This window comes from Nocardia sp. GTS18 (assembly GCF_013839555.1).
GTDB classification, from domain to species: Bacteria; Actinomycetota; Actinomycetes; order Mycobacteriales; family Mycobacteriaceae; genus Nocardia; species Nocardia rosealba.
Map to the genome: position 1 here is coordinate 66850 of NZ_JACBIU010000005.1, position 25004 is coordinate 91853.

Consider the following 25004-nt stretch of genomic DNA (forward strand, 5'->3'; position numbering starts at 1 on the left):
CTAGGTTTCAGGGCGGCTGTCCGGCCGAATTTCGCCTGCGAAAGACCGAGTGTGCGTGTGACGAGTTGGCTGCCGATCCTGCGATCGGTGCTGGTGATCGCCCTGATGACCGGGGCCGTCATCGCCCTGCGCGGTCGGGTTCCCGGGGTCGTCTCGGTGGCGGGGGAGCGGCCCTCCGCGCTGACGGTCGCGGTGATGCCGGTGCTGTTGCTCGTCTCGGTGGTGATTCTGGCGGCCGGGGTCCTGATCAGCCAGCACCGCTTGCCGTTGGCGATGCCGCAGATCGAGACCGGTGGCGGGCTGCCACGGTTGCGGGTCGGACGGCTGTCGGTTCTCCTTCCGGTCGCCGTCGGCGCCTCGGCGCTGGTGTTCGCCGGTGGGATCGTCGCCCTGTTCCTGCTGCCCGGCGCGAAGACCGAGCAGACGCCGCCCGAGGACGCGCCGATACGCGACCGTCCGACCTCGCTCGATGCCACTGCTCCCGAATCGCCTTTCAGCACACCGGATCTGAGTGGTCTCACCCTCGTGGTCGCGACCGCGCTCGCCCTGCTGCTCGTGGCGATCGCGATGGTCGGGTTGGCCGCGGCGTTCGGTTCCGCGCGCCGCGTCCCCGGCCACGTCCCCCCGCCCGACACCGAACTGCCCGCGCCCGAAGTGGATTCGCTCACCCGGGCCGCCGAAATGGGTCTGGCCGCCATGATCGCCCCCGGCCAGGACACCCGCGAGGCCATCATCGCCTGCTACGCCGCCATGGAACGCGGCCTGTCCGCCGACCGCGCCGCCGCCCCCCTCATCTCCGACACCCCCAACGAGGTCCTGGCCCGCGCCTTCACCACCGGCGTCCTACAGGACTCCTCCGCCCACGAACTCGTCACCCTCTTCGAAGAAGCCAGATTCAGCCCCCACGACATGCTCGGCTGGCAACGCATCCGCGCCGAACAATCCCTGCGCGCAGTCCTCGCCGACCTCCAACGCCGCACCGCCGAACTCGTCGCCTGACTTCTGCCAGGCGGCAGTTCGACGATGTTCTGCGAGCTGATCGTCCGCTGCCTGATCGGGGACCGGTGCCCGAAGAGTCTGCGAGGATAGGCGCACTATCCCCTTCCGAAAGGAACCGAAGGTGAGCTCTGCCGGTTGTGTGCCGCTGCTCGGACGTGTCGCTGCCGCTGTGTCGGAGGCGATCGCCCGAGTCCGCCCGGAGACGGCGGAAGCGGACCCGGTAGTGCGACGATCCGACCGCGCCGATTACCAGTCCAATGCCGCGTTGCCGCTGGCGAAGCGGTTCGGGGTGCCACCGGCTCAGCTCGGTAGCGACATCGCCTCCGGCATCGATCGCACCGACGGTCTGATCGCTGACGTGCAGGTGTCGGGTCCAGGATTTCTGAACATCACCGTGTCCGACGCCGCGGTGTGGGAATCCGTCGTGGCACGACTGATGGACGAACGGCTCGGCATCCCGGCCACCGAGGACGGCCGCCGAGTGGTAATCGACTACTCGGCCCCGAACGTGGCGAAAGAGATGCATGTGGGGCATCTGCGCACCACGATCATCGGGGACAGCCTGGCTCGGGTCTTCGGGTTCCTCGGTGCCGATGTGATCCGGGCCAACCACTTGGGCGACTGGGGCACGCAGTTCGGAATGCTCATCCAATACATCGATGAGCACCCCGAGTCACCGTGGCACACTGAAGAACTCGACGACCGGACGAGTTCGGTATCCGCACTCGACAGTCTGTACAAAGCTGCCCGCGCTCAATTCGACGGTGACCCGGAGTTCGCAGACCGGGCACGCACGCGGGTGGTCGCCCTGCAAGCGGGTGATCCCGGCACCGTCGACCGGTGGCGGGAAATCGTGACGGAGTCGGAAAAGGCGTTCGGCGCGATCTATGACCGGCTCGGGGTCCTGCTCACACCGGACGACTACGTCGGCGAATCGTTCTACAACGACCAGCTGGCCGACACGGTGACCGAACTGGTCGACAAAGGTGTGGCTGTCGACAGTGAGGGCGCGGTCGTTGTCCTGTCCGAGCAGGTCGACGGGCCCGACGACAAGCCCGCAGTGTTGATGGTCCGCAAGCGTGACGGTGGCTACGGCTACGACAGCACCGATCTGGCCACCATCCGGTACCGCATCGCTGCCCTGCGTGCACACCGATTGTTGTACGTCACCGACTCCCGTCAAGCGCTGCATTTCCAGCTGATTTTCGAAGCGGCACGACGCGTCGGCTGGCTCACCGACACCATCGAGGTCGACCACGTCGCCTACGGAACCATCCTCGGCCCGGACGGTAAGCCGTTCAAAACCCGTGCTGGTGGGACAGTTCGGTTGATGGACCTCCTGGACGAGGCCGTCGCACGTGTGCGGGCCGTCGTCGCGGAGAAGAACCCGGAATTGTCCCCGACCGAGCTCGACACCATCGCCGAGCAGGCCGGTATCGGTGCCGTGAAATACGCCGACCTGTCCACTTCCCGAGTCAAGGACTACTCCTTCGACCCCGTGCGGATGACCTCGCTGAACGGCAATACTGGTGTCTACCTGCAGTATGCCCATGCTCGGATCTGCTCGATCCTGCGCAGGGCGGGCGCCACAGCCCATGCCGCAGTCGATGTCAGCGTGCCCCTGGAGCCGGCAGAGCGGGAACTCGCCTTGGTGCTCGACGGCTACGGAACCGTGCTCGACGAGGTCGTCGAATCGTTGGAACCGCACAGGCTGGCCGGATACCTCTACGGCCTGGCCCGCGCGTACACGGCGTTCTACGACTCCTGTCCCGTCGTCACCGCCGCCGAACCGATCCGAGCCAATCGGATCGCCCTGTGCCGGCTCACCGCTCGCACGCTCGAACTCGGATTGAGTCAATTGGGAATCGCTGCACCACAACGGATGTGAGCGATCGGTCGGATACGCGCCGTTACGGTCTGGTGTCGAGCCGATGGTGACGACGCGCGCTTCACGCGACCTCGACGCCGACGTGCGGCGGTGGGTGTAGCGGGCCGCGGGTGTCTCTTTGCTACGGTGGCGGTGTGTGCTGGAGCACACCTGTTCGGGTAGCAGCTGGTGGCGGGCCCGTTGGGGCGTGCCGCGGTGGTCGGTGGTGAGGTCGGTGTCCCACGACGAGAGGCCGTTCGATGCGTGCGCAGATCAGTTTGACCGTGGACGGGCATACGCGGGAGGTCGGTGTCGATACGCGGGCCACGTTGCTCGACGTCCTGCGTGAACAGCTCGGTGTGACATCTCCGAAGAAGGGCTGCGATCACGGGCAGTGCGGGTCGTGCACGGTGTTGCTCGACGGGCGTCGTGCCACGCTGTGTCTGGCGCTGGCCGTGGCGCACGACGGGGCGACCATCGTGACCGCCGACGGGCTCGCCGACGGCGACGACCTGCATCCGGTGCAGCAGGCTTTTCTCGAGCACGACGGTTTCCAGTGCGGTTACTGCACACCGGGCCAGATCTGCTCGGCTGTCGGCATGCTCGAGGAGGTGAAGGCGGGCGCACCCAGCCATGTCACCGCCGACCTCACCGGTCCGGTCGAGCTCACCGACGACGAGATCCGGGAGCGGATGAGCGGCAACCTGTGCCGGTGCGGTGCGTACCCGCATATCGTCGCCGCGATCACGGAGGCCGCCCGATGAGGGACTTCGGCTACGAACGTGCGATCGGGCCCGAGCAGGCGGTGGCGACGATGCTCGCCGAGCCGGACGCCGTATTCCTCGGCGCCGGAACCAATCTCGTCGATCACCTCAAGCTCGGCATCACCGCGCCCGGCTTGCTCGTCGACGTGAGCAGGCTGCCGTTCGACGACATCACCGAACGCCCCGACGGTGCGGTGCGGGTCGGGGCGACGGTGCGCAATGCCGACCTCGCGGCCCACCCGATCATCCGCGCCCGCTACCCGATGCTCTCGGCCGCGCTGCTCGCAGGCGCGTCACCCCAGCTGCGCAATCTGGCGACCACAGCCGGAAACCTGCTACAACGCACCCGCTGCCCGTACTTCCAGGGCGTGACGACGCCGTGCAACAAACGCACGCCCGGCAGCGGTTGTTCGGCGATCGGCGGATACGACCGCGACCAAGCCGTGCTCGGTGCCTCGGACCAGTGCATCGCCACCCACCCCTCCGACATGGCAGTGGCCATGACCGCGCTGGACGCGACGGTCCGGGTACTCGGCGCCGACGGTGAACGCGAGATCCCGCTGGTCGACCTGCACCGACTGCCCGGTGCCGAGCCCGAACGCGACACCGTGCTCGCCCACGGCGACCTCATCACCGCCGTCGACCTGCCCGCGCTCGACTGGGCCGCCAACTCCACCTACCGCAAGGTGCGCGATCGGGCGTCGTACGCCTTCGCGCTGGTTTCCGTAGCCGCGGCCGTCGATATCGCCGACGGGCAGGTTCGCGATTGCCGCATCGCGTTCGGCGGTGTCGCGCACAAACCCTGGCGCGCCCACGCCGCCGAAGCCGCACTGCGCGGTCGCCCCGCCACCGAGACGAGCTTCGCCGAGGCCGCCGACGCCGAACTCGCGGCCGCACGTCCACAACGGCACAACGCCTTCAAGATCCCATTGGCACGCAAAGTCCTCGTCGCGACCTTGCGCGACCTGACCGAGCAGGGGGCGCGATGACATCCGCGATCGGCAGTTCCCCGACCCGTGTCGACGGACCGGCCAAACTGCGTGGCCGGGCGCCGTATGCGATGGAACACCCACTCCGGGATGCCTTGCACGCCTTCCCGATTCAGGCCACCATCGCGCGCGGACGGATCGGCGCGATCGATACCCGCGAGGCCGAGACGATGGACGGTGTCGTCGCGGTGCTCACCCATCTCAACGCCCCACGGCTGGCCACCGACGACGACAACGAACTGTTCATCCTGCAGAACGACGAGGTCGCCTTCCACGGCCAGCTGATCGGGGTGGTTGTCGCCACCAGCCCCGAGGTCGCGCGCGAGGCGGCGACACGGGTACGGGTCAGCTACGACGAGAGCCCCGCCGACGTGGTCTTCGACGCCGACCGCGACGACCTGTACGCACCCGAGGACGTGAGCGGCGGCTTCGCCACCGACACCACCATCGGCGATGTCGAGCATGCGCTCGAGCTGGCCCCGGTGACAGTCGACCACACCTACACCACCGCGATGGTGCACAACAATCCGATGGAACCGCACGCCACCATCGCGCACTGGACCGAGGACGGGCTGGTCCTCTACGACTCCACCCAGGGCCCGCACGTGGTGCGCTCCACGCTGGCGCCGCTGTTCGGCCTGGAACCCGAACAGGTGCACGTCATCGCACCGTATGTGGGCGGTGGATTCGGGTCGAAGGGCGAACCGCACGCCAATATCGTGCTCGCGGCCATGGCTGCGCGGTTCACCGGCGGCAAACCGCTGAAACTGGCACTCACCCGCCAGCAGCTGTTCTCCCTCGCCGGGTACCGCACTCCGAGCGTGCAGCGGATCCGGCTCGGCGCCCATCACGACGGGACCTTGACGGCACTGAGTCACGATGTGGTCCAACAGGTTTCGAAGGTCAAGGAATTCGCCGAACAGACCGCGATCGTGTCGCGGGTGATGTACGCGGCCGGTACCCGTGCCACCACCCACCGGTTCGCGGCGCTGGACGTGCCGGTGTCGTCGTGGATGCGGGCGCCGGGACACTGCCCCGGGATGTACGCGGCCGAAACGGCGATGGACGAGCTGGCCGTCGCGCTCGGTATGGACCCGATCGCGCTGCGGATCCACAACGAACCCGAGGTCGACCCGGAATCGGGGCGTCCGTTCTCCAGTCGTGGGCTGGTCGAATGCCTTCAGGCGGGGGCGCGGCGATTCGGGTGGGCCGACCGCGATCCGGCGCCGAGAGCGCAGCGGGACGGACGTTGGCTGGTCGGTTCGGGCGTCGCTGCGGCCACCTATCCGGCCGATGTGAATCCGGGCAACAGCGCCCGGGTGCGTTTCACCGGCGGACGCTACGAGGTGGCCATCGACGCCATGGACATCGGCACCGGCACCTGGACGACACTCGGCCAGATCGCCGCCGATGCCCTCGGTGTCACCGGCGACCGCATCGACCTGCGCATCGGCGATTCCCGACTGCCCGTCGGAACCGTCGCGGGTGGTTCGAGCGGCATGGCGTCGTGGGGATCGGCGGTGATCGCCGCTGCCGAGGACTTCCGCCGCCGCTACGGCGACAACCCGGCCGACGGTGCAGAGACGACGGTGGAAACCTCGAAAGACCCGGCGCGGGAGAACTTTTCGACGCACGCGTTCGGGGCGCATTTCGTCGAGGTGCGGGTCGATACCGACACCGCCGAGATCCGCGTGCCCCGGGTGGTGAGTGTGTTCGGCGCGGGCCGCATCATCAACCCGCGCATGGCCCGCTCGCAGTTCATCGGTGGCATCACCATGGGCATCGGCATGGCCTTGCACGAGGAGAGTGTCTTCGACACCCGTTTCGGCGAGGTCGTCAACCACGACTTGGCCGGCTACCACATTCCGGTCAACGCCGACATCGGCGAGATCGACGTCAGCTGGATCGACGAACACGACCCGCACGTGAATCCCATGGGCAGCAAGGGAATCGGGGAGATCGGCATCGTCGGGTCGGCGGCGGCCGTCGGCAACGCGATCTACCACGCCACCGGAGTGCGCGTCCGCCATGTTCCCATCCATCTCGAGGACCTCCTCGACGCCGTCTGAGCCCATCGCCTAGATTCGCCGGATGACCTCCACCGCCCTGTACTGCGGCACGCGCTGGGACGAGCAGGGGCGATGGTGTTACGAATTGCTGCGCGCGGACGGCACCGTCGACCTGCTGCCCGGTGTCGGCACCCGGCTCGCGTTCCGGGTCACCGAGGGCCGCTACTGCCTCGGCTACCGTGCGTTCGGCGGCGAACCCGGGCGCCGGACCTGCCCGTACGAGGCGCGGATCGACACCGGCCACCAGTGCGAACGGTGCCGGATCCGGGAGGGATGGTCGGTGGTGCACAGTCATCGCGGTCCGCTCGCCACCCTGCCCGAACAGGTGCGCGATTACATGGCCCGCCCGCACCACCTCTACATCGCGTACTTCGGTGACGGGATGGCCAAGGTCGGGACGGCCTCGGCGGTGCGCAGGCACCGTCGCCTGTTCGAACAGGGCGCGCTTGCCGCCCGCTTCATCACCGATTCGCCCGACGGGTTGCATGTGCGCGAACTCGAGCGGGTGGTGACCGAGCGGGCCGGACTCCGGCAGTCGGTGCCGGGCGTGACCAAGACACGGATCCTCGCCCGCCCCCTGCGGCCGTGGGCGGCGGTGGAAGAAGGGGTGGCCGAGGCCGCCGCGCACGCGGCGAGCGCCCTGCCCGACGACATCGTCCGCACCGATATCGCCTGGTCCGGTGGCCGCGACTTCTACGCGACCATCCAGGCCAGCGGCCGGTTCCCCGACCCGATCGAAATCACCACCGCGGCAGGTGAATACGTGTTCGACGCGGTGGCCGCCCACGGCCACACCCTGGCCTGCCGTGATCCGGCGGGAGCCGCTGAACTGGTGTTGGTCAACGACTCCCGCCTCGTCGGGCGCCGGATCGAACTCGATCCGGCGATCAGCGTCACCCCGGAACCGGCGCAGACCAGCCTGTTCTGAGGTGCCGGATCAGGCGGTGACGGGGGTCCACTGCTCGGCCGGCGGCCGGCCGGGCAGCGGCTTGCCGATGAGAGCGAGCGGGACGAAGAAGTTCACCTGCCCGACCGCCATGGCGAGTGTGGCCAGCGCCGTCTCGTCGTAATGCTTCGCGGCGGCGGTGTAGAGCTCGTCGGTGACCCGTTCGCCGTGCGTACCCGGGATCAGGACGGCCTCGGTGAGCGCGAGTGCGGCCCGTTCGGGTTCGGTGAACGACGGTGCGTCACGCCAGGTGGCAACGGCGGTGATGCGGTCCTCGGATTCCCCTGCGGCGCGCAGGTTTCCGGTGTGCAGGGCCGTCAGATACGTGCTGCCGACGATCTGGCCCGCGCGCAACTGGATCAGGCTGATGGTCGAGCGGGGCACAGCCCCGTTGCCGACGGCTTTGAACAGTGCGGCGCTGACCTCGGCGAGGGCGGGGACGAGCTGCTGGGGGTTGGGCAGGCGGGAACGGTCGGACATGATGGTTTCCTTTCCGGTGGGTGTGATTCTCAGGCGATGCGGGTTCGGGAGCCGGTGAGGGAGCGCAGGGCCGCGGTGGTGGATCCACCGGTGGGCAGCCAGGCGCGGGCGGCGAAGGTGGCGGCGGTGAAGAACAGGGGCATGGCCCATTTGTCGGGTCCGTCGCCGACGGCCAGGTGCGAGGCCGCCGCACCGCCGTAGACGAAGACCAGTCCGGCATAGGCCCATTCCTTCGTGCGCGGGTGGCCGGGCGTGAGGATGGTGGCCAGCGCGGCCGTTTTCGCGACACCGAGGACGGTGGCGAAGTACATCGGGTAGCCGAGATGGTCGAAGGATTCGCGCACGTAGGAGATCCGGGCGAGACCCCAGTACGCGCCGACGGCGGTTTCGGCGAGGACTGCGGCAACGGGCACCCAGCGTGCGAATTTCGCGATGCGGGTCAGGCGAGTGGTCATGAGTGGGTTCTCCTGTGTGGGAAGGTCGATCGGTCAGGCTGCGGCCGCGACGTGGGTCGCGGCCCGGTGGAGGACGGCGGCGAGCCGGGCGTTCTCGGGGGCGTTGAAGGCGAAGGCGGCGCGACGGCGGGTATAGCCGTAGGCCAGGCCGCTGTGCGGGTCGGCGAATCCGTCCGATCCGGCGGAACCGGTGTGCCCGATGGCATAGGCACCGAGGAACGGAGTCAGCAGGCTCTTGGCTTCGAAGCCGAGCGTGTACGGTGCGCTGTCGCCGCGCACCAGGTCGCGACCGCCGGAGTGGATGGCGGACACCGTCGCGATGGTCTCCAGCGACAGCAGTGGTTCGCGTCCGTCGATCCCGGTGGTGGCCGCCGCGTACATCGCCGCGATACCCGCCGCGCTGCCGACCCCGCCCGCCGAGGCCTGTCCGAGCCTGCGCACGGCGCTGTCGTTGGGCAGCGCCATCACATCGGCGGCGGTGAAGCCGTGGGCATTGAGGTTGTAGGCGATGCCCGCGATGCTGTGCGGCGCAGGCGAATTCGCGGCGAAGGCCGCCTCGGTCTCCGGTGTGGCGCGCCAGGGCAGAATCGGCAGGTAGCGGTGCTCCAGTTCGACGGGCAGGCCGAGGTGGATGTCGAGGTCGAAGGGTGCGCGGATGCGCTGCTCGAACAGTTCCCGCACCGTGGCGCCGGTGATGGCACGCACCACCTCGCCGACGACGGCGTAGGTGACGAACCCGCCGTACCCGTGCACGGTGCCCGGCTCGAAGTAGGGTCGCTGCCCGACGAGCCGTTCGGCGATCACCCGGTCGTCGGCCAGTTCCGCGACGGTGAATCCACCGTCGACCCCGACCACGCCCGAGCGGTGAACCAGCATGTCGCGCACCGTGATCCGCTCCTTGCCCGACCGGGCGAACCGCGGCCAGTAGTCGGCGACGGGCCGGTCGACATCGAGCACACCGTCCTGGATCAGCAGCGCGATCACCAGGGCGGCGGCGCCCTTGCTGGTGGAATGCAGCCCGGTCAGCGTTGTACCGGACACCTCGGACCCGGACCAGAGGTCGACCACCCGGCGACCACGCACGAACGCTGCCAACTGTGCGCCCGGGTCACCCTCCTCGGCCACCACGGCGGCGAATTCGGCCCGCACCTGTTCGTATCCTTCGGCGACGAAGCCGTGCACCTCGACCATGACGTTCTCCTTTCGGCCGCAGCTTCCTGCCGCGGCGGATCGTGTTCTGACGCACTGACGTAAGCCACGGGCAGAACGTGACCCGGTCGTGGAAAAACGCTGGTCACGGCACTACGAGTCACACTCGGCGTCCCGCTTTCGTCATAGCGGTGGGACGACATCGAGGAGGACCCGTGCAGAACGCACAGTTGCTGGCCGAACAGTTCGAGGACAACCGCGCCCGCCTGCGGGCGGTCGCCTACCGGATGCTCGGCTCGCTCACCGAGGCCGACGACGCGGTGCAGGAGGCCTGGCTGCGCCTGGCCCGCACCGACACCGCCGAGGTGGACAACCTCGGTGGCTGGCTCACCACCGTCGTCGGACGGGTCTGCCTCGACATGCTGCGCTCACGGAAGAGTCGCGGCGAAGAACCGCTCGACAACGATCACCTGCCCGATCCGGTGATCACGAGCGAGACCGCCGCCGACCCGGAACAGGAAGTGGTGCTCGCCGATTCGATCGGCATGGCCCTGCTGGTCGTACTCGAATCACTGCGTCCCGCCGAACGGCTCGCCTTCGTACTGCACGACATGTTCGCCATGCCCTACGACCAGATCGCTCCCATCGTCGACCGCACGCCACAGACGGTGAAGAAACTGGCCAGCCAGGCGCGCCGCCGAGTACAGGGCGCAACGCCGGGCCCCGACCCGGATGTCGCGCGCAGGCGCCGCGTCGTCGACGCCTTCCTCACCGCCGCGCGTGGTGGCGATTTCGACGAACTGCTCCGCCTGCTCGACCCCGAGGTGGTGTTGCGGGCCGACGCGGGCGAAGCGATGCGGGTGATCCGGGGTGCCGCCGCGGTCGCGGGCCAGGCCGAGACGTTCCGGCGCATGGCCACCCTGTGCACCGTGTACCCGGCCCTGGTCGACGGCCGCTGCGGGCTGGTGAACACAGTGGACGGCGACCCGTTCTCGGTCATCGGCTTCACCGTTGTCGACGACCGGATCACCGCGATCGACATCCTGTCCGACCAGCAGCGGCTGGCCGGTCTCGATCTGTCGCCCGTTCTCGGATAGCTCCGTTCAGGCCGTGGCCAGCTGGGCGCGCAGGGTGTCCAACCCCATGCCGCCCAGCTTCAGGGCACGGGTGTGGAAGTGCTTCAGATCGAATTCCGCACCCGCGCGGCGCTGGGCGTCGTCGCGGGCCGCGAGCCAGGCTTGTTCGCCGAGTTTGTAGGCGGCGGCTTGGCCGGGCCAGCCCAAGTAGCGGTCGATCTCGTCGCGGGCGGTCGCGGCGTCTTTGAGAGTTCTCGTGAGCAGGAATTCCCGGCCGAGGTCCGGGGTCCAGCGTCGGCCGTCGTGGAAACCGGTGCCCGGCGGGATCGGCAGCTCGAGGTGCATGCCGATGTCGAGGACGACACGGGCCGCGCGGAAGAGCTGTTCGGAGAGCATGCCGAACAAGGCGCCGTCGTCGTCGAGAAAGCCCAATTCCTGCATGAGACGCTCGGCGTAGAGCGCCCATCCTTCGCCGTGCCCGTCCACGAACGACATGAGGCGCTGGAACCTGTTGAGCGACTTCGCCTCCCGCACGGCAGTGGCGACCTGGAGGTGATGACCCGGCGCACCCTCGTGGTAGACGGTGCTGATCTCCCGCCAGGTGCTGAACCGCTCCCGGCCCGCTTCCACCGACCACCACATACGGCCGGGCCTGCCGAAATCCTCGCTCGGGCCGAGGTAGTAGGCACCGACTCCACCACCCGGCGGCGCGATCCGGCACTCCAGGGCCATCAGTTCGTCGGGAATCTCGAAGTGTTCGCCGCGCAACGCGTTCAGTGCCCCATCGGATGTTTCCTGCAACCAACCGGCCAGGGCGGCGTGCCCGTGCAGGTGGTACCGGGGGTCGGCGTCGAGGACCGCGGCAGCTTCGGCGAGGGAGGCGCCTGGTGCGATCCGGTCGGCCACGGTCGTCATCTCGTCATGGATGCGCCCGAATTCCGCCCATCCCCAGTCGTATGCCGCATGCGGGTCGATCTCGGCACCGGTGAAGTGCCGCGACCACAGCTGGTAGGTGTCCGCACCCACCGCGTCGGCCCGGGGAGCGTGTGGCGCGAGCTCGGTCCGCAGGAACCCGGCGAGCTCACCCGATGCCCGGTCGGCGGCCGCGGCGACACCGGACAGATCCGGAGCGCCCGGCACGTGGGCGGCGGGCGCGGCGAAGGCGGTGAAGAACCCGGCTGCCCACGTCTCGACCTGTCCGGCCGTGCCGAGGACCTGCCGCAGCGCCGCGCCACGACCCTGCTGCTGTGCGGTGAGCAGGGAATCACGCATGCCTGCGACACACTCCGGAACCGCGGCGAGGCGATCACCGATCACTGCCCAGTCCTCGGCGGTGGCGTCGGCCATCACGTCGAACGCCATGCGCAGATCCTGGACCGGCGAGGCGATGACATTCAGGGCGCCGAGCCGCAGCCCCGCATCGTGCAGCTCGACCTCGAGGCCGATGCGTTCGGCGAACACCGCCGCCGCCACCCGCTCGTCGTCGGCGGGCGTGGTCGAGGCAATGGCATGTGCGGCCCGGCGGGCGAGTTCGGCGCGTGCTTCGTACCCGGCGGGGGAGTAGTCGGTGAGCCGATCGTCGTGGCCGGTGATGCGGAGCAGGGTCGCTGTCACCGGGTCCGCGGCGGCGAAATCGTCCACATACCGGTCGCAGATCGGGTGCACTCGGGAATCGGCGCGCACGCTGTCAGCTGTCGATGGACGGTTGTCGAGCGCCTCGCGCAGATCGGCGTTGATCCGATGGGCTTCGGCGAGCTGGTCTTCGAGAATCACGATGCGACAGGACGATTCGAGGGTGTTGCCGGCGTCGACGAGTTCGCGTACTCGCGCGGCGATGCGCAGCTGATACCGGGAGTAGCGGCGATGGCCGCCCGCGGAGCGCTGTGGAGTCAGCAGTTCGGCGGCGTCGAGGGCGCGCAGGAACGATTGGGTGACGCCGAGGATTTCGGCAGCTCGACCCATGCTGTAGGCGGGGTAGTCGTCGTCTTCGAGTCGGTCGGCGGCACTGATGCCGTCGTGGGTGTTCACGTGCTGCACTGCGCCTCTCGGTCGATACCGGCAGGCCCGGCGCGTTGGGCGCCGGGCCTGGGATCTACAAACGAGGGATTGACTTCACATTCACTCCGCACCCCGACACTCTCCGGGACGCGGGACTGGTAAGTGACTGCTCAGTGACCACCACCTCCTGTGACTGCCGGTTATGTCGAAGCTCGTGTACATCAGCGACTGTACAACTGCTCCCCCAAAATGTCTACAGTCATCACTACAGATTTCTTCTACCGGCGACCGGTCAGTTCAAGATCGGCATCGGCGCGGTTTCCGGGAATGTGACAGGCAGCGCCGTCAGCGCCCGGTGGAAGGGACCGGGACGCCACGTCAGCTCCGACTCGGGCACCGCGAGTTTCATCTCGGGCAGCGCATCGAGCAGTTGATCGATGGCCTCCTGGACGATCAGATAGGCGGGGGATTTGGCGGGGCAGCCGTGCGGGCCGGTGCTCCAGGCCAGGTGGGCGCGGTTGTCGAGGAACTCGCCCGTGCCGATGGCCGGATCGGTGTTGCAGGCCGCCATGCTGATGAGCACCGGCTGATGCGCGGGCAGCCACACCCCTTCGACCAGAATCGGCTGACGCGGATAGGTGATGCAGTGGTTCGCCATCGGCGGATCGGTGTAGAGCACCTCGTCGAGCGCGTCGCGCGTCGACAGGCTGCCACCGAGGATGCTGCCGGCGAAGCGCTGATCGGTCAGGATCAGCCGTACCGTGTTGAGGATCAGGTTCAACATCGGTTCGATACCCGCGCCGTACATGGTGAGCAGCTGGTTCATCAGCTCCTCGTCGTTGAGCCGGGCCGGGTGCTGCACCAGGCGGGTGGTGACATCGTCACCGGGGTCGAGCTGTTTGTGCCGGATCTGTTCGTACAGCGCGTCCTCGAGCATCTGACCGCCCTGCGCCGCGCTCGCGCCGCCCTCGAAGATCGCCGCCATACCCGCGGCCGCTCGGGCGCCGATGTCCTCGGGGACACCGAGCATCGAGTTCAGAGCCGCGAAGGCGAGCGGGAAGGCGTACTGACTCAGCAGTTCGGCACTGCCGTCGCCGCAGAACGTGTTGATCAGGGGGATCGCGAACTGCTCGACGGTGCGCTGCAACCGGTACAGGTCGACCCCGGCCAGGCTGGCCACGGTGGCCTGCCGGTAGCGGGCGTGCTCGGCGCCCGCGGTGCGCAGGGCATTGGGGCGGTAGCGCATCATCGGCAGCACCGGGCAGTCTTCGGGCACGGTGCGTTCCCACATGCGGGCGTCGGCGGGGAAGTGGTCGGGATCGTTGAGGATCTGGACGGCGGTGCGATAGCCGATCACCAGGGTCGCGGGCACGCCGGGCACCAGATCGACCGGGACCAGCGAGCCGAAGCGGCGCCGCATGTCGCGGTAGGTGCTCTGCGGGTCGGCCGCGAACTCCTCCGAGTACAACGCCACCCTGGCCTGCCCGCTGTTCGAGTCGGGGGAGATCGGGGTGAGGCCGAAGGAGGTCTCGAGCGTCACAGCGACGTCTCCGATCGACGGAACTCGTCGCGCCGGGGCGCGGCACCCAGCTCGCGGCCGACCCGTTCGGCCAGATCGTTCATCCGGTGCGCGACGAGTCCGAGATCGACATCCGCCGTCGTCGCGACACCGAGCAGGGTGCCTGCCCCGGCGGCGGTGATCAGGATCATCCCCTCGTCGTATTCGGTCATGTTCTGGCGCACCGTATTCGCGAAACCGCCGCAGAACTCGCCGAGTGCCTTGCCGAGCGAGCGCAACCCGGAGGCCGCTGCGGCGAACCGTTCGGCCTCGTCCTTGCTGATACCGGGCGAGTGGGCCACCCGTAGACCGTCGTCGGATAACAGGACCGCGAACCGCACGCCGTCGAGCTCCAGATCGTCCAACAGCCAAGCCAGGCGGTTGGTGCTGTCGGTGAGGGAAGTGCTCATCAGCTGTCCTGTCCGTCGATGGAACGTTCGGCCGCGACGCGACCGTGCCGGGATCCGCTGTGCCAGGCGGTGACCAGTTCCGGCCTGCCGGGCGATTCCGCGCCCGCGGCCCGGCCGGTGGCGGGGGCAACGACTCGTCGCGTGCGTTTGGGTAAACCGCCGGGGGTCGTGTCGGGTGCCGTGTGTTCGGGTGGGGCCGCCACAGCCACCGCCTCGACTTCCCGTGGCTCGGAAACATCCTCTCGCACAACGGGTTCCGGTGTGGCATCGGCCTGCTCGAGTTCGTTCGAGCGGGTTTCGGACTTGTCGACGAGCAGCGCGGAGGGGATGAAGACCATCGCGCGGGTGCCGCCGTAGACGTTGGGACCGTCGACGTAGGCCGCGAAGCCGTAGCGTCGTGCCAGCGCCGCCACGCCGGGAAAGCCGATCTTCGGTGACGGTCCGAGTGCGTTGATGTCGATCACGCGCTCGCCCGACAGGATCTGGCGCGCCTCCTCCATCTGTTCCTGGCTCATCCGCACGCCCGCGTCGTCGATGATCAGGGTGACGCCGTGGTGTCCCTGCTGGAAGGCGACATCGACGAACGACGAAGGCGGCGAGTAGCGCAGGGCGTTGTCGAGCAGGGTGGCCACGGTGTGCACCAGTGGCTCGACGGCGCGGCTGATGACCACCCGGTCGCAATGTCCCGCCCGCACCCGCAGGTAGTCGCGCACCCGGCTGGTCGCGCCCGCGACCACGTCGTCGACGGTCTGTTGCGGCCAGCGCCTGCCGGGCAGGCCGCCGGAGACGAGTACGTAGGACTGCGCCTGCCGGATCATCTGCTGCACGGTGTGGTCGATGCGGCTCAGGGTGCCGTACACCTCGTCGTTGCGGTTCTCGCGCAGCGCGTTGCTGACCACCTGGCCCACATCGGCACCCAGGCTCACCACGGTGGTGCCGAAGGCGCGCACCGCGTTGCCCGTCGCGGCCCGGGCTTCCGCGGCGACCTGCGCGCGGGTCTCCGCGCGGACGGCCTCCACCCGGTCGTCGGCGCGTTCCTGCGCCTCGTGTTCCACGGTGAGGCGGGTTTCTTCGCGCACCAGGGCGAGATCGTCGGCGTACTCGGCCGCGATCCGGGCGATCTTGTGCGCGAACGGCGAGTCCCGCAGCTGGGCGGGGACCTCGGCGGTGACGTCGGGTTCGTCGTGGCGGCGGATCGCTTCGGTGATCCTCGGCAGGGTCGCCTCGATCAGGCGTGTCATCGCCTCGTCGTGCGCGTAGAGCTCGCGTTCGGCCGAGGACAGCCGCGCGCGGACGTGACGCTCGTTGCGCAGCGCGACCAGAGCCACCGCGACAGCGCCGAGCAACACCAATGTTGCGATACCGAACAAGAACACCGCGATTGTCGGGGTCATCGGTTCCTTTGTCGTCTCACCGGCCGAAGAGCCTGGTGGCCGGAACCTCGCCGGTCCCTCCGGCGAGACTGTTGCCGGTGGTGCAACCGTGCGAGTGCGGCCTGTCCCCGTCCCGCTGTGCTGCGCTTCCGGCGAATCCGCACACACCTTATCAGTGTGTATTTCGCGGTCGGAAAGTGTTGGTACCGAAAGTGATTCGCCCCTATTCCGCATCCGGTGACGGCGCGCCAAGATATATGTGACACGAAGTTCCATTTACACTTGAATGGAACCGCCGGTACCACTAAACTGAGCAGTGGAACCACCGCTAGGAGACACCGATGACGTTGTCCACTTACCACGATATTCTGCAGGGCTTGTCCGAGGGATCGGTGAGCAAGCACTTCGATCCCTATGTCGACATCGATTGGGACGCACCGGAAATGGCGGTGCATTCCGACGACCGCCGCTGGATCATGCCCACCGAGGATCCGTTGGGTCGCCACCCCTGGTACCGGGCCCAGCCCGAGGAACTCCAGATCGCCATGGGTATGTGGCGGCAGGCGGGCATCGCCAAGGTCGGTATCGACTTCGAGCAGCTGCTCATCCGCGGCCTCATGCAGTACCTGATCTCGGTGCCCAACGGTGATCCGGAATTCCGGTACGTCACGCACGAGGCCGCCGAAGAGTGCAACCACACGATGATGTTCCAGGAGATGATCAACCGCATCGGCTACCGCGATGTGATCGGCATGGGCCCGATCGACCGGAAGCTGACGATGGTCATCTGGCCCGCGGTGAAGTATTTCCCCGAGTTGTTCTTCACCCTGGTGCTCGGCGGTGAGGAGCCGATCGATCACCTGCAGAAGTCGTTGCTGCGCGGGGGTTTCGACCTGCATCCGATGGTGCACCGGGTGATGCAGATCCATGTCGCGGAGGAGGCCCGTCACATCTCCTTCGCGCACGAGTATCTGCGCAAGAACGTGCCCGCGATGCATCCGGCCACCCGGTCGTTGCTCTCGGTGCTGTTCCCCGTCGTGATGCGGGTGATGCTGTCGATGATCGCCACCCCGCCGAAGGAATTCGTGGAAAAGTTCCACATTCCGGGCGAGGTGATGCGCGAGGCGTACTGGGGTAGCACCGAGTCCCGGCACACCAAGCGTGACGTGTTCACCGACGTGCGCGCGCTGGCCACCGACATCGGCCTGATGAACCCCGTCGCCAAACTGGTGTGGCGGGCGCTCGGCATCGACGGCCCCGTCTCGCGCTACCGCAGCGAACCGGCCCGCCGGGTCACCGCGTGATCCCGGAGAGCTGGGCTGCCCCCACCGAGGTGCTGCTGCCCGACGCCGATCCGTTCTATGTGCCACGCGACGGATTCGACAGGTCGGCGCCGGGCACGCTGTTGCGCTGGCGCCCGGTGGAATTGGCGGCGTTCGGGCTGATTCCGCTGCGGGCGCGGGCCTGGCAGCTGCTGTATCGCAGCAACGATCTCAACGGCGTACCCGAGGCCGCCGTCACCACGGTGATCGCCCCGGCCGACGGTGTCGCCGACGGCGCGCCGCTCGTGTCGTTCCAGTGCGCGATCGACGCCATCGCGCCGCGCGCCTTCCCGTCCTACTCGCTGCGTCGTGGCTCGCGGGCGATCGGCACCTGTGCTCACATCGAACTGCTGCTCTTCGCCGACGCGTTGTCCCGGGGCTGGGCGGTGTCGGTGCCCGACCACGAGGGCATGCTCGGCGCGTGGGGTGCGCCGCGTGAACCGGGCTACCGCGCCCTCGACGGCATTCGCGCGGCCCTGGCCTTCGAACCGGGCGGTCTCGCGTCCGACGCGCAGGTGGGCTTGTGGGGCTACTCGGGAGGTGGGCTCGCCTCGGCGTGGGCCGCCGAGATGGCGCCCACGTACGCGCCCGAGCTCGATATCGCGGGCGCGGTACTCGGCTCGCCGGTCGGTGACCTCGTCTCCACCTTCCACCGGCTCAACGGCGGTTTGCACGCGGGCTTGCCGACATTGGTGGTCGCGGCGCTGCGGCGGGTGTATCCGGCGTTCGCCGAACTGGTCGACACCTATTTCTCCGACGAGGGCCGCGCGGTGCTCGACAAGGCGGCGGAGTCGACGACGGTGGGTGCGGTGCTGCGGCTGGCCAGGTACAGCATCGACCGGCACTCCGGTGCGCCCATGACCGAACTGCTCGCCCTCGAGGCGATGCTCGAGATGTTCGCCGACCTCACCCTGGGCGACCGGGCACCCGCGGCGCCGCTGCTGGTGACCCAAGCGGTGCACGACCAGATCATCGCGGTCGACGACATCGACGCGCTCGTGCAGCGCTACCGGGCCAACGGCGCGCACGTGACCTACCTGCGCGACCGGCTCAGCGAGCACCTGAGCCTGCTGGCCGGCTCGGCCCCGCTGAGCCTGAACTGGCTGGCGGACCGCTTCGCCGGGCTGCCGGTGACACCCTCACAGACCAGGACCGTGCTGAGCGTTCTCGGTCTCCCTGCGGGTCGCCACGGCCTCGCCGACCTGGCCAGGGCTGTGGTGCGAGTTCTGTTCGCGCGCCCGATCACCAAGGCGGTGACCGGGCGCGAGCTCGCGAACCCGGCGAAGCGGGACCAGCGCGCCGCCTGACCGAACCCTGAACTTACTCACTGGTAAGATACTGGCCCGTAGGGACTGCCGACGGCAGCCGGTGAGATAAGGGGTTATCGGTGGGGATTGTGACCGATGTACCGCGCGCGGTACGGAATGTGTGGGCCGTCTCGTTCGGCGGTGGGCTCGAATCCGGCGAGCCCACCCCGTCGACGACGGTGTACGAGCGACCGCACCGCCATCTGAAGCGGTACGAGGCCGGCCACGCCGGGGGAAATCCGGTGCTGCTCGTGCCGCCGCTGGCGGTGACCCCGGCGTGCTTCGATCTGCGACCCGGTCAGAGCCTGGTCCGCCACCTGATCGAGCAGGGGCGACAGCCGTACGTGATCGATTACGGCCAATTCGGTTACGCCGACCGGAATCTCGGCCTCGAGGACTGGATCGACGACATCCTGCCCGAGGCCGTCGCACGGGTCGCCGCCGAACACGACCGGCCGGTAGACCTCATCGGCTGGTCGCTGGGCGGGGTCTTCTCGCTGCTCACCGCCGCCGCCAACGCCGACCTGCCGATCGCGTCCATCACCGCGCTCGCGGCCCCCATCGACCAGCGCCGTACCCCGCTGCTGGCGCCGATGCGCCTGGCCGCCAAGGTGACCGGTGGCAAGGAGATGGCCCTGGCCACCCGGATCATGGGTGGTATCCCGCAGGAATTCGTGCGTCTGGGCTTCCGGCTGCAGGCACTGGACCGCGAGATCACCAAGCCCGCCTACCTGATCCGCAACGCGCTCGACACCGAGGCGCTGGCCCGGCTCGAGGCGACCGAGCGGTTCATGTCCTCGATGCCGGGTTACCCGGGGCGTTCCTACTGGCAGATCCACCGCAGCCTGGTGCTGCGCAACGAACTCGCCGAGGGCTACATCCGGCTGCGCTCGGATCTGGTGATCGAACTGGCCAAGGTCACCTGCCCCGTGCTGCTGCTCGGCAGCCGCGGCGACGCGGTGGTGCCGGCGTCGTCGGTGCGGCGCGGCCTGGACGTGCTGCCGAACGCGGAGGTGGAATTCGTCGAGGTACGCGGCGGTCACCTGGGATTGCTCGCCAGTGCGACCGCCGCGCAGATCACCTGGCCGGCGATCGACGAGTTCCTCAGCCGCTGACCGCCTGGGCCGAACCGTGCCGGGCCCGCAGTTCGTGCTTGACGACCTTGCCGCCCGCATTGCGCGGCAGGGCGTCGATCACCACAAGCGCCTTGGGGTGCTTGTAGCGGGCCAGGTGCGCGTCGAGGTGGTCGGCGAGCTCGGCGAGGGTGATGTCGCCGTCGTCCTCGGTGACCACGACGGCGACGGGCACCTCGCCCCACTTGTCGTCGGCCCGGCCGATCACCGCAGCCTCCCGGATGCGGGGATGGGCGAACAGTACGTTCTCCACCTCGGCGCAGTAGATGTTCTCACCGCCGGAGATGATCATGTCCTTCTTGCGGTCGACGACGTAGACGAAGCCCTCCTCGTCGCGGCGCACCAGATCGCCCGAGTGGAACCAGCCGCCGGCGAACGCGTCGGCGGTCGCCCGCGGGTTGTTCCAGTACTCGCGCATCAAGGTCGGTCCGCGATAGACGATTTCGCCCACCTCGCCGGGGCCGACATCGTTCATCTCGTCGTCGACGATGCGGGTGGCGATGGTCGGGATCGGCTTGCCGACCGAACCGAGTTTGCGGATCGCGTCCTCGCCGTCGAGCACACAGGTGATCGGTGACATCTCCGTCTGCCCGAACACCGCGACGTTCAGTGCATCAGGGAAGGTCTCGGCCATCGCGCGCAGCACGGTGTCGGAGGCGGGGGCGGCACCCCAGCTGATCACGCGCAAACGCAGATCCCGCTGCGCCACGGTGGGATCGGCGCACACGATCTGCCACTGGGCGGGCACGAGGAACACCGAGGTGGCCCGTTCGCGCTCCCAGGCATCGAGCACCTCGGTGGCGTCGAAGGCCTTGAGCGGGTGGATCACGGTGAGCGCGCCGAGCACGAAACACGCGGCGACACTGCCCAATCCGGCGATGTGGAACAGCGGTGAGGCGCAGAAGGCGATGTCGTCGGCGCGGTACTGCATGGCCCGGATACAGGTGAGGGCCTGGGAGTTCATGTTCAGGTGGGTCAGCACCGCGCCCTTGGGATTACCGGTGGTACCCGAGGTGTACATGATCAGCGCGGCACTGTCTTCGGGGACATCGATCGGCTCGTGCGGGTCGCCCTGTTCGGCCAGCAGGTCGTCGTAGCCGAGGACACCGTCACCGGTGGTGCCGCCGACCACGATGCGGGAGGCCAGCGCGTCGGTCTGCGCGGCGACGGCGCCGACCAGCGGGGCGAGCACCGCATCGGTGATGATCGTGCGCGCACCACTGTCGGTGACCTGGTAGACGATCTCGGGCGGGGTGAGGCGGAAGTTCACCGGCACCGCGATGGCGCCGAGAGTGTTGATCGCGAACACCGACTCGATGTACTCGGCGTTGTTGAGCATCAGGATCATCACCCGGTCGCCCTGGCCGACACCTCGGCGCGCGAGCGCGTCGGCCAGGCGTTGCACCCGGTCGTGCAGTTCGCCCCAGGTGGTCGTCTTACCGAGGAACCGCAGCGCGGGCGAATCGGGAATCGTGGTGGCGTGGATCGCGATCTGGTTCATCCAGTGATTGCGTCGCGAGCGCATCGGTTCGGTAGCGGTTGACATCTCGTCTCCTGCGGAACGCCGGACTCAGGCCGGATCGGTGATGGGGTGGACGGCGCCGTCGAATCGTGGCGCCCGGCGGGTGAGCATCGCGGTCATTCCCTCGAGGAAATCGGCGGAGGTGAGCAGTTCGGACTGGCCGGTCTTCTCCCTGCCCAGGGCGGCATCCAGCCCGGCGAGGGTGGCCGCGTTGAGCGCGGCCTTGGTGAGTTGCAGCGCCCGCCGCGGTCCGGCGGCGAGCTTGGCGGCGACGGTTTCGACGTGTGCGCCGAGCTCTTCCGACGGAATCGCGCGGGTGATGAGGCCCGCGTTGGCGGCCTCGGTAGCGGGCAACCGGGCGCCGAGCAGGGCGAATTCGGCGGCGCGGGCGCGGCCCATGGATGCGGCGACCACGGCCGTCGCGCCACCGTCGGGCATCAGCCCGATGGAGGTGAACGGCAGCAGCAGGTAGGCCTCCTCGGCGGCGTAGATCAGGTCGGCGGCCAAGGCGATGGACGTGCCGACACCGGCGGCGGGACCGTTGACCTGCGCGATCACCGGCAGCGGCGAATCGACGATGGCCCGGATCAAGTCGTTGGCGCGATCCATCACCACCTCCGGGGACGCCTCGTTGCCACCCGCCGCGCTGGCCGCGGCCAGATCCGCACCGGTGCAGAACGCCGCCCCCGCCCCCGTCAGCACGATGACCCGCACCGACGGCGTCGTCGCGGCCGCGGTGACCAGGTCGCACAGCTCGGTCATGGTCGCCAGATCGATGGCGTTCATCCGCGCCTGGCGGTCGATCGTGATCCGCCGGACGCCGTGTTCCTCGGTGCTGAGAACGCTCGCGCTCATCGGGCCACCGCCTCGACGATCGAGCCGGACAGGCGGTCCGCGATCAGTTCCTCGGCCTCACGCACCATCCGGTCGATCAGATCGGCGCAGGTGGGGATGTCGTGGATGAGACCCTGGCATTGTCCGACGCTCCAGATGCCCGCGTCGAGGTCGCCCTCCTCGTAGACCTTGCGCCCGCGCGCACCGGCGACCAGGTCACGCACATCGGCGAAAGTGCCGCCACCACGCTCGATCTCGACCACCTGGCGGCTGACGGCGTTGTCGGCCACCCGGGCGGTGTTGTGCATGGTGCGGAAGATCAGCTTCGTGTCGAGCTCGGTGTTGGCCACGATCTTCTCCTTCACGGCGTGCGCGATCGGTGACTCCACGGTGCACAGGAACCTCGTGCCCATGTTCACACCGTCGGCGCCGAGCGCCATGGCCGCGACCAGGCCGCGCGCGTCGGCGATCCCGCCGGAGGCGATCATCGGGATCTCGAGCTCGCGAGCCGCGGCCGGGATGAGGACCAGGCCGGGGGTGTCGTTCTCGCCGGGGTGACCGGCGCATTCGAAGCCGTCGATACTCACACCGTCGACACCGACCTGCTGTGCCTTGAGGGCGTGCTTGACGCTGGTGCACTTGTGCAGCACCTTGATGCCCGCGTCTTTGAGGAACGGCAGGTGGGTGGCCGGATTGCCGCCGGCGATCTCGACGATCTTCACCCCGCCGTCGATGATCGCCTGGCGGTACTCCTCGTAGGGCGGCGGAGTGATGGACGGCAGGATCGTCAGGTTCACCCCGAACGGCTTGTCGGTGAGATCCCTGGTGCGAGCGATCTCTTCGCGCAATGCCTGCGGGGTGGGCTGGGTGAGGCCGGTGATGATGCCGAGACCACCCGCTTCGGACACGGCGGCGGCGAGTTCGGCGCGGCCGACCCACATCATCCCGCCCTGCACGATCGGGTGCTCGACACCGAATGCCTCGGTGAATCGGGTGCGCAGCATCGCGCTCTCCCTCCGGATTCAGACGTTCCCGCCGGTCGCGGGCAGAACCAGGACGGCTCTGGGCAACCGGACAGAATCATGATTAACTTAGCGAGAATTGTGATTAACTTAATGGCGGCCGACGCGGCCTGTCAACACCTCGTGCGGCGAGTTGCCCGCCCAGTGGAACCGCGCACCGCCACACCGCGAACGAGTGACCTGAAGGAAGGTCGACAATGACCGAAACCCCCACCGCAACACCGATTTCTGCGACAATGATCGCCACCGCGAGCCCGGCCACCGGCGAGCCCGTCGGCAGCTGGCCGGTCGACGACGCCGAGCGGGTCGCCGCCGTTGTCGCCCGGGCTCGCGTGGCTGCACAGTCATGGCGCGAACTCGGGTTCACCGAGCGGAAGCGGGCGTTACAACGCTGGGCGTCCCAGCTGGTGCTGCGCGCCGACGAGTTCTGCGCGCTGATCCACGCGGAGAACGGCAAGCCGCTCGACGACGCCTATCTCGAGGTCGTCACCGCGGTCGAACACCTGAACTGGGCCGCCGAGAACGCGCAGCGGGTACTGAAACCCAAGAAGGTCTGGCCGGGGCTGATGATGGCCAACCACGAGGCGGTGATCGAGCAACGCCCGCACGGCGTGGTCGGTGTGATCGGCCCTTGGAACTACCCGGTGTACACCCCGAACGGGTCCATCGCCTACGCCCTGGCCGCGGGCAACACCGTCGTGTTCAAGCCGAGCGAGCTCACCGTCGGTATCGGGCACTGGTACGTGAACGCCTTCGCCGAGGCCAACCCCGGCCTGCCCGAGGGAATCCTGAGTGTGCTGACCGGGCCGGGAGAGACCGGCCGTGCGCTGGTGGAGTCCGGTGTCGACATGATCGCCTTCACCGGGTCGACCGCCACCGGCAAGCGGATCATGGCGGCTGCCGCCGAGCGGCTCACCCCGGTCGTGCTCGAATGCGGTGGCAAGGACGCGGCCATCGTCGCCGAGGACGCCGACGTGGCGGCGGCCGCCGACGCGATCGTGTGGTCGGCGATGGCCAATTCCGGGCAGACCTGCGTGGGCACCGAACGCTGCTACGTGGTCGCCTCGGTGTACGACGAGTTCCTGACCGAACTGACCAAGCGGGTGCGCGAGCTCGTACCGGGCTCCGACGGTGACGCCGCCTACGGACCGATGACGTTGCCGGCCCAGGTCGATGTGGTCGCCGAGCACGTCGACGCCGCCCTCGCCGACGGCGCGACCGCCCTGGTGGGTGGTGCCGATTCGATCGAGGCGCCGTTCGTCCGCCCGATCGTGCTCGTCGACGTCCCGGAGAACTCCCTCGCGGTGCGCGAGGAGACCTTCGGCCCGACCCTGACGGTGCGCAAGGTGGCGGATGTGGCCGAGGCGATCCGCCTGGCCAACGACTCCCGCTACGGACTCGCCTCGTCGGTGTTCTCCCGCAAACGCGGCATGGGCATCGCGCGCGAACTGCGGGCGGGCGCCACCTCGGTGAACAGCCCCGCCGCCTACGCCGCCATTCCCGCGCTGCCCTTCGGCGGCGTGGGGGAGTCCGGCGTCGGCCGGATCCACGGTGCGGCCGGGCTGCTCGGCTTCACCCGCCCGCATTCGATCGCGCGGCAGCGCTTCGCGATCCCCGGCATGGCGCTGCAGTCGTTCGCCAGAACCGAATCGACCATCGCGATGGTCAAGAAACTCACCGTGCGCCGCTTCGGCCGCGCCAAGTAGACCCAGCAATCAGGAAGCAGAGGAA

General features: G+C 68.5%; 21 protein-coding genes. 11 read left to right on the top strand and 10 right to left on the bottom strand.

Going from position 1 to position 25004, the window contains the following annotated elements; genetic code table 11:
* Positions 1 to 51: 51 nt before the first annotated feature.
* The 6 genes from HYG95_RS07865 (at position 52) to HYG95_RS07890 (ending at position 7616) form a co-directional block, all read left to right on the top strand.
* The gene (locus tag HYG95_RS07865; RefSeq protein ID WP_181697342.1) at positions 52 to 999 is read left to right on the top strand and encodes a DUF4129 domain-containing protein; all 948 of its coding nucleotides are present in this window, start codon (positions 52 to 54) and stop codon (positions 997 to 999) included.
* Positions 1000 to 1120: 121 nt separating this feature from the next.
* Complete coding sequence (gene argS, locus HYG95_RS07870; protein ID WP_181697343.1) at positions 1121 to 2887, top strand: arginine--tRNA ligase; 1767 nt, start codon at positions 1121 to 1123, stop codon at positions 2885 to 2887.
* Between the two features lie 239 nt (positions 2888 to 3126).
* On the top strand, positions 3127 to 3630 hold the full coding sequence (locus HYG95_RS07875; protein ID WP_181697344.1) for a 2Fe-2S iron-sulfur cluster-binding protein: 504 nt from the start codon (positions 3127 to 3129) through the stop codon (positions 3628 to 3630).
* Positions 3627 to 4619, top strand: a complete 993-nt coding sequence (locus HYG95_RS07880; protein ID WP_181697345.1) for a xanthine dehydrogenase family protein subunit M — start codon at positions 3627 to 3629, stop codon at positions 4617 to 4619. The genes HYG95_RS07875 and HYG95_RS07880 overlap by 4 nt, the downstream gene beginning before the upstream one ends.
* Positions 4616 to 6688, top strand: a complete 2073-nt coding sequence (locus HYG95_RS07885) for a xanthine dehydrogenase family protein molybdopterin-binding subunit (RefSeq protein ID WP_181697346.1) — start codon at positions 4616 to 4618, stop codon at positions 6686 to 6688. The genes HYG95_RS07880 and HYG95_RS07885 overlap by 4 nt, the downstream gene beginning before the upstream one ends.
* A 22-nt stretch (positions 6689 to 6710) precedes the next feature.
* Positions 6711 to 7616, top strand: coding sequence for a DUF2797 domain-containing protein (locus HYG95_RS07890; RefSeq protein WP_181697347.1), 906 nt, complete (start codon positions 6711 to 6713; stop codon positions 7614 to 7616).
* 9 nt (positions 7617 to 7625) lie between these two features.
* On the opposite strand, the gene HYG95_RS07895 is transcribed toward HYG95_RS07890, so the two are convergent.
* Genes HYG95_RS07895 through HYG95_RS07905 form a run of 3 tightly spaced genes read right to left on the bottom strand, consistent with a single transcriptional unit; the run spans position 7626 to position 9760 of the window.
* Positions 7626 to 8114, bottom strand: a complete 489-nt coding sequence (locus HYG95_RS07895) for a carboxymuconolactone decarboxylase family protein (protein WP_181697348.1) — start codon at positions 8112 to 8114, stop codon at positions 7626 to 7628.
* Positions 8115 to 8143: 29 nt separating this feature from the next.
* Positions 8144 to 8569 (bottom strand): DoxX family protein, encoded by a 426-nt coding sequence (locus HYG95_RS07900; RefSeq protein WP_181697349.1) that lies wholly within the window; start codon positions 8567 to 8569, stop codon positions 8144 to 8146.
* A 33-nt stretch (positions 8570 to 8602) separates the two neighbouring features.
* Positions 8603 to 9760 carry a serine hydrolase domain-containing protein gene (locus tag HYG95_RS07905; RefSeq protein ID WP_181697350.1) on the bottom strand — a complete coding sequence of 386 codons (1158 nt, stop codon included), beginning with the start codon at positions 9758 to 9760 and terminating at the stop codon, positions 8603 to 8605.
* A gap of 173 nt (positions 9761 to 9933) precedes the next feature.
* On the opposite strand from HYG95_RS07905, the gene HYG95_RS07910 reads away from it, so the two are divergent.
* Positions 9934 to 10815, top strand: a complete 882-nt coding sequence (locus HYG95_RS07910; protein WP_181697351.1) for a sigma-70 family RNA polymerase sigma factor — start codon at positions 9934 to 9936, stop codon at positions 10813 to 10815.
* A 6-nt stretch (positions 10816 to 10821) separates the two neighbouring features.
* On the opposite strand, the gene HYG95_RS07915 is transcribed toward HYG95_RS07910, so the two are convergent.
* The 4 genes from HYG95_RS07915 to HYG95_RS07930 all read right to left on the bottom strand — a co-directional run bounded on the left by HYG95_RS07915 (position 10822) and on the right by HYG95_RS07930 (position 16154).
* Positions 10822 to 12831: a DUF885 family protein gene (locus HYG95_RS07915; protein WP_181697352.1), complete on the bottom strand. Its 2010-nt coding sequence runs from the start codon at positions 12829 to 12831 to the stop codon at positions 10822 to 10824.
* A gap of 253 nt (positions 12832 to 13084) precedes the next feature.
* Entirely contained in the window at positions 13085 to 14332 is a 1248-nt protein-coding gene (locus tag HYG95_RS07920; protein ID WP_370465719.1) for a cytochrome P450, read from the bottom strand.
* A complete protein-coding gene (locus HYG95_RS07925) occupies positions 14329 to 14760 on the bottom strand; it encodes a roadblock/LC7 domain-containing protein (protein ID WP_181697353.1) in 432 nt (143 codons plus the stop codon). Before HYG95_RS07925 ends, HYG95_RS07920 begins: the two co-directional genes overlap by 4 nt.
* Positions 14760 to 16154: a sensor histidine kinase gene (locus HYG95_RS07930; RefSeq protein WP_181697354.1), complete on the bottom strand. Its 1395-nt coding sequence runs from the start codon at positions 16152 to 16154 to the stop codon at positions 14760 to 14762. The genes HYG95_RS07925 and HYG95_RS07930 overlap by 1 nt, the downstream gene beginning before the upstream one ends.
* A gap of 320 nt (positions 16155 to 16474) precedes the next feature.
* Here HYG95_RS07930 and HYG95_RS07935 point away from each other — a divergent pair, with 320 nt between their 5' ends.
* The 3 genes from HYG95_RS07935 (at position 16475) to HYG95_RS07945 (ending at position 19877) form a co-directional block, all read left to right on the top strand.
* Entirely contained in the window at positions 16475 to 17437 is a 963-nt protein-coding gene (locus HYG95_RS07935; protein ID WP_181697355.1) for a diiron oxygenase, read from the top strand.
* Positions 17434 to 18762 (top strand): lipase family protein, encoded by a 1329-nt coding sequence (locus tag HYG95_RS07940; RefSeq protein WP_181697356.1) that lies wholly within the window; start codon positions 17434 to 17436, stop codon positions 18760 to 18762. Before HYG95_RS07935 ends, HYG95_RS07940 begins: the two co-directional genes overlap by 4 nt.
* Positions 18763 to 18842: 80 nt before the next feature.
* The gene (locus tag HYG95_RS07945; RefSeq protein ID WP_225279505.1) at positions 18843 to 19877 is read left to right on the top strand and encodes an alpha/beta fold hydrolase; all 1035 of its coding nucleotides are present in this window, start codon (positions 18843 to 18845) and stop codon (positions 19875 to 19877) included.
* On the opposite strand, the gene fadD5 is transcribed toward HYG95_RS07945, so the two are convergent.
* Genes fadD5 through HYG95_RS07960 form a run of 3 tightly spaced genes read right to left on the bottom strand, consistent with a single transcriptional unit; the run spans position 19867 to position 23255 of the window.
* Complete coding sequence (fadD5, locus tag HYG95_RS07950; protein WP_181697357.1) at positions 19867 to 21441, bottom strand: fatty-acid--CoA ligase FadD5; 1575 nt, start codon at positions 21439 to 21441, stop codon at positions 19867 to 19869. The two genes, HYG95_RS07945 and fadD5, sit on opposite strands and share 11 nt — an antisense overlap.
* 24 nt (positions 21442 to 21465) lie before the next feature.
* Positions 21466 to 22272 (bottom strand): enoyl-CoA hydratase, encoded by an 807-nt coding sequence (locus HYG95_RS07955; protein WP_181697358.1) that lies wholly within the window; start codon positions 22270 to 22272, stop codon positions 21466 to 21468.
* Positions 22269 to 23255, bottom strand: coding sequence for a nitronate monooxygenase family protein (locus HYG95_RS07960; RefSeq protein ID WP_181697359.1), 987 nt, complete (start codon positions 23253 to 23255; stop codon positions 22269 to 22271). The genes HYG95_RS07955 and HYG95_RS07960 overlap by 4 nt, the downstream gene beginning before the upstream one ends.
* 215 nt (positions 23256 to 23470) lie before the next feature.
* On the opposite strand from HYG95_RS07960, the gene HYG95_RS07965 reads away from it, so the two are divergent.
* Positions 23471 to 24979 (top strand): aldehyde dehydrogenase family protein, encoded by a 1509-nt coding sequence (locus HYG95_RS07965; protein WP_255495063.1) that lies wholly within the window; start codon positions 23471 to 23473, stop codon positions 24977 to 24979.
* The last annotated feature ends 25 nt before the right edge of the window (positions 24980 to 25004 follow it).

Bases quoted from the DNA above. Each gene is read 5' to 3' on its own strand.
- HYG95_RS07885 (WP_181697346.1), top strand. From the start codon at position 4,616: ATGACATCCGCGATCGGCAGTTCCCCGACCCGTGTCGACGGACCGGCC.
- HYG95_RS07930 (WP_181697354.1), bottom strand. From the start codon at position 16,154: ATGACCCCGACAATCGCGGTGTTCTTGTTCGGTATCGCAACATTGGTG.
- HYG95_RS07900 (WP_181697349.1), bottom strand. From the start codon at position 8,569: ATGACCACTCGCCTGACCCGCATCGCGAAATTCGCACGCTGGGTGCCC.
- fadD5 (WP_181697357.1), bottom strand. From the start codon at position 21,441: ATGTCAACCGCTACCGAACCGATGCGCTCGCGACGCAATCACTGGATG.
- HYG95_RS07955 (WP_181697358.1), bottom strand. From the start codon at position 22,272: ATGAGCGCGAGCGTTCTCAGCACCGAGGAACACGGCGTCCGGCGGATC.
- HYG95_RS07895 (WP_181697348.1), bottom strand. From the start codon at position 8,114: ATGTCCGACCGTTCCCGCCTGCCCAACCCCCAGCAGCTCGTCCCCGCC.
- HYG95_RS07965 (WP_255495063.1), top strand. From the start codon at position 23,471: ATGACCGAAACCCCCACCGCAACACCGATTTCTGCGACAATGATCGCC.
- HYG95_RS07905 (WP_181697350.1), bottom strand. From the start codon at position 9,760: ATGGTCGAGGTGCACGGCTTCGTCGCCGAAGGATACGAACAGGTGCGG.
- HYG95_RS07960 (WP_181697359.1), bottom strand. From the start codon at position 23,255: ATGCTGCGCACCCGATTCACCGAGGCATTCGGTGTCGAGCACCCGATC.
- HYG95_RS07935 (WP_181697355.1), top strand. From the start codon at position 16,475: ATGACGTTGTCCACTTACCACGATATTCTGCAGGGCTTGTCCGAGGGA.
- HYG95_RS07925 (WP_181697353.1), bottom strand. From the start codon at position 14,760: ATGAGCACTTCCCTCACCGACAGCACCAACCGCCTGGCTTGGCTGTTG.
- HYG95_RS07875 (WP_181697344.1), top strand. From the start codon at position 3,127: ATGCGTGCGCAGATCAGTTTGACCGTGGACGGGCATACGCGGGAGGTC.
- HYG95_RS07890 (WP_181697347.1), top strand. From the start codon at position 6,711: ATGACCTCCACCGCCCTGTACTGCGGCACGCGCTGGGACGAGCAGGGG.
- HYG95_RS07880 (WP_181697345.1), top strand. From the start codon at position 3,627: ATGAGGGACTTCGGCTACGAACGTGCGATCGGGCCCGAGCAGGCGGTG.